The organism is Nostoc flagelliforme FACHB-838, from assembly GCF_014698065.1.
GTDB classification, from domain to species: Bacteria; Cyanobacteriota; Cyanobacteriia; order Cyanobacteriales; family Nostocaceae; genus Nostoc; species Nostoc flagelliforme_B.
The window spans coordinates 1-3648 of sequence record NZ_JACJSI010000511.1; the positions used below are offsets into that span (position 1 = coordinate 1).

The 3648-nt window shown below is 41.9% G+C and carries 4 protein-coding genes; 1 reads left to right on the forward strand and 3 read right to left on the reverse strand.

The annotated features are described in order from the left end of the window. Nucleotides 1-126: 126 nt before the first annotated feature. From H6G97_RS47620 to H6G97_RS47630, 3 genes are all read right to left on the reverse strand, one after another. A complete protein-coding gene (locus H6G97_RS47620) occupies nt 127-519 on the reverse strand; it encodes a hypothetical protein (RefSeq protein ID WP_190947320.1) in 393 nt (130 codons plus the stop codon). Nucleotides 520-719: 200 nt separating this feature from the next. Then, a complete protein-coding gene (locus tag H6G97_RS47625) occupies nt 720-1577 on the reverse strand; it encodes an AcrVA2 family anti-CRISPR protein (protein ID WP_190947321.1) in 858 nt (285 codons plus the stop codon). Further along, nucleotides 1574-2539: an HNH endonuclease gene (locus tag H6G97_RS47630; RefSeq protein ID WP_190947322.1), complete on the reverse strand. Its 966-nt coding sequence runs from the start codon at nt 2537-2539 to the stop codon at nt 1574-1576. Before H6G97_RS47630 ends, H6G97_RS47625 begins: the two co-directional genes overlap by 4 nt. Before the next feature lie 265 nt (nt 2540-2804). Here H6G97_RS47630 and H6G97_RS54295 point away from each other — a divergent pair, with 265 nt between their 5' ends. Further along, a complete protein-coding gene (locus H6G97_RS54295) occupies nt 2805-3299 on the forward strand; it encodes a hypothetical protein (RefSeq protein ID WP_242056122.1) in 495 nt (164 codons plus the stop codon). The last annotated feature ends 349 nt before the right edge of the window (nt 3300-3648 follow it).

The window sequence follows — 3648 nt, forward strand, 5'->3', positions numbered from 1 at the left end:
GCGAGCCGCTATGAATGATCAGTATATGCTTTCTGTGTTAGCCGCATCTCTCCCAAATTCAATCCTCTCCTAGAATCCCACTGTCAATAGGGTTTGAGACGCGCTAACCCTGCATATCTTCCTAGTTTAAACTATTACATCAATACGAAAAAAACTTAATTCTAATAGTGCTTCACTTCGAGTTAACAACTTGCCAGTGTAAGGAGACAACCAACACAAACCCGGAGGTTGACAGTTTTCTTCCTTCTGCCATCCAGCATCGCGTAATGTCTGCTCGTTGCGATCGCACTCCATAACCAAAGCAATAATTTCTTTTGCTTCTGTCAGCGTATCCACCCGCCGCAGGTTACTTTGATGGTGGTTTCTTTGAAACGGAGTTGCTCCGCTTCTATCTTCAATCAACCACCCCGAACTTGTATTACTCCGTCCGGGTATACCGTTAGAGTAATAGGTATTGCGGACATAAAACCTGCCATCAGGAGTAAGATATTCACCTGCCTCAATACGTTGCAGTTTCATGATGCTTCTAATAGGAATGGTCAGAATGTGCGATTACTTCACGCACGTAGCCTATCGCTTACTTTTATATTTTACATAGTTTACTATGTATTTACAATCTTTGTGTTGAATTCACCAACACCTGCAAATATATTTTTACGATGTCAGCGCAAGGCTTTCGTTGCTCTTTGAATGCGATCGCTTTTTTGAGTCTGACATGATCATGATTCTTTTCCACCCATTACTATAACTGGCTCAATCCAGACTAATTTTCTTTGCTGTCTGCCTTCCCCGTAAGGCTGATTGCGTAAAAAGCCTCTGCGCCAATGAACGCTTTTTGTACCATGTGTACCGCTACTGCCTTCGCTGCTTTGCGTCCCTTCACGTTTGAGTCGATATCCAAGTCCTAGCCAAAGTGGTTGATAAAAATCTTGCGCTTGGGCTTTGCCAAAACCTTTGTTCACCCTGACTAGTTCGCTTGTTGTATCTATAAGTTCAGGGCGGCACTCCATAATCAAAATCAATCGGAGAAAAATTGATTGTAGATATTGATTAAAATCTGTAACTACTTGGGGATTGAAATCTTGAGTGTCAGTATATGTAAATGTTTTTAAATTATCGCTAATTTTCAATCTGCGGCAGAAAACGCTATCCCTATCTATTGCAGCCCAATAAAGTAAGTCATCAGATGTATCACAATGCCAAAAAATTGCATCAATACTACGTTTTTCTGGGGAAATAACTACACCCTTGGGTAACATAAAAAATCCTGTTTTCATTGCCCACTGCAAATTTTCAACTTCAATATCTAAATTTGATTGCATCAATGCACTTAATAAATCATTATTTACCCAATAAGCAGGGCATTTGGCTTGCCCTACTTTAAAAAGCGTGTAGAGGGTAATATACCTTGAATCCTTGGGGTTAGTTCTTAATTGGCGCAGTAGCTTTTGTTCCTCCGAAGAGTAATAAAATTCTGCAACAATAGCGCACATCTTTTCATAGCTTTCGTAACCGTCTACATGAACAACGGGACGAATAACAATTTCATTAAACCAACCTCTAGGTTTTTTACTCATGCAGCACGCCTTGAAAACTCTTCACGATGCCATTGTAGTGAATCAAGTCTAGGATAGTACTGCTCCTGGGCGGGTAAGATAATGCGATCGCCCCTAAATTCCCGCATTGGTCTAGCGTTGGGTGAGTCTTCCCGCAAGTTGTCAGAGACGATGATAGTGTAATCGTCGTTAATGGTGAACCAAAAGCGGTCAAAAGCCCAGTGGTGATTTTTGCATAGTGACAGCCCGTTATCAATGCGGTCGTCGTAGAACTGGGAGAATGGTTTGATGTGTGAGCCATCAACGATGTTCTGTCCAAGTAAGTCGAGTATTTGCAACCCGCAAAAGGCACAGCGTTGGTTGTAAGTTGAAACTACAATTTTGCGGAACGCCCCATCTCGGACAATTACAGCTTGCTCATCTTCTAATTCCTCTGGCTGGTAGACCTTCCCGCCGGAGCGTTGCAACTGGTCTTGTAGTTCAGCAAAGGCGTTGACTTGTAATAATGACTTGATATCCTGTGTACGCTCGTTAAACCACGAATTAATGAGTGTGTGGGTTAGTACAGTGCGTTCGCTCTCGTTTTGCAGCAGTGACCAGAGTTCATCATCAAGGTAGGCGTACTCTACAGTTTGCCTAATGGTACTAGGAGTTCTGCTTTTCACCTTGGCAGCAATCAATGATTCAAACCCCAGTTTCATCTCAAAATACCAGAAACCGTCACTGGTGAAATGGTAAAAAGGTAAGCCTATATCAGGCTTGCGTACTGGTTCTAAGTGGCTCCACAGTTTGAGAAATGTGGCGATGAGTTCAGCAGATAAGGGAATTTGGTTTCTCAGTATCTGCCCAGTAGTTATCATTTCAATGATAGATAAAAGCAAAATCGGTTTATTGGGCGCACCAGGGTTAACATTTAAGCCTAGCTTCCCAACAACAGACTTGGGAGAAAATTTCTTAACGTAGTAAGCTAAATCTTTAGCCATTCGCAGTTATGAGAGAATATCGCTGTACACGTAACGCATTATACTTACACGACTGCACTGGGCGCGATGACATTAGAGAACGCCAAGGCTATTACATCTCGGCTGAAAGCGAAGAAGAAGCTTAGCAGAAAATGGCAACTAGGTTTCCTGAAGAAACTGAGGCAGGCTTTACCGTTCAAGAATGGGAAAGTTTTGATGTCACTGTGGTAGAAATCAAACGGGATGAAAACGGGAATACTATAGAGTAGCGTTTTTAACCTCTGCTATGTCATCGGGAAGCAAAATTATCAGTACAATTCTCAAGCACGATACAAAAGCTACAAGCTACAAAATTGCCTTGCTGCGTGCGATTAATGATGTTGTCCTCAGCTTCCCTGATTTGCGGAACCTAAGAGCAGACGTAGCAGTTCCTTTGCGTTTACTAGCACAGTTTTGGGTGGGTTACTATTGGCCGTTTGTCAAACCCCGCGAACCTATCTTGCAAGGGCAACGAGCAATACTGAACGGTCAATTGCGAAATGATATGTCATTTCGCGGTAGTTTACGAAGGATAAAAGAGCAACCGCCAGAAATATCGATGGTGAAATTAGCAGATACAATGAGCAACCTCCAAGCACCTCCACATTATTGGAATCAAGATAAAATTATTCGGTATCGAGAAGAAGGTATTCAGATTTATGAAGCTTTGCAGGATGCCAGCCCATTTCTAGCTTCAGGCTTGGCTACTAAAATTGAAGATTACAAGGCGTTTATTAAATAGTAGCGTTCGCCTTCAATTGCCCAGTAGGCATCTTTTAACACCTAAAATACTGCTATGGTCAATCACTACCAGATTGCCTTATAAGAAAAGTTAGATTGAATATGAATGAGACTTTAGCAGCCACACTAGGCGAATTACAAGCACAAATATAGTAATCGACCACGGGGCGATCGCAAATTACAAGAAAGTAAAACCCATTGACATCAAAGAGTTAGAGTTCAAAAGAAGCAGACAGCAGACTAATTCAATTTGGGAAATCAAACTGTATAAATTCGTGGGTTTTAAGCAGCATAATTGAGCAGCAACTTTACTCGGCAGGAACTTGTGGAAGTAAAGAAGGAGTTGGTTG